Annotated in this window: 1 protein-coding gene; it reads right to left on the bottom strand. The window is 58.9% G+C overall.

Annotated elements, in window-relative coordinates:
• A partial coding sequence (locus AB2B41_RS23570) for a DUF5681 domain-containing protein (protein WP_367880258.1) occupies window positions 1-203 on the bottom strand: 203 nt, incomplete at its 3' end.
• Window positions 204-263: the final 60 nt, after the last annotated feature.

The following is a 263-nucleotide window of genomic DNA, read 5'->3' as shown; positions in this document are numbered from 1 at the left end:
GCCTCGAGTGCGCTGATGCGTCGCCGCTTTCCGCCATCCGTAATGGTAACCTGCCGAGACAGCATTTCCTGGACATGCGTCTTGAAGTCGAGGCTCCCTTTCGGACGCCCCTTCGGATTGCCGGACTTTCCGGGTTTAAACTGGGCGGATTTCGGAGGCTTTCCGTAGCCGACCTCATAGTCATCTGAGAAGTCACCGACCATCTTCGGCCTCCGCTTCAAGAACCGAGAGCGCCATGCCGTCTTCGATCCGGACGGGATCCT

It is taken from the genome of Sulfitobacter sediminis (genome assembly GCF_040811725.1).
GTDB classification, from domain to species: Bacteria; Pseudomonadota; Alphaproteobacteria; order Rhodobacterales; family Rhodobacteraceae; genus Sulfitobacter; species Sulfitobacter sediminis.
This window is presented reverse-complemented; position numbering and strand designations above follow the sequence as displayed.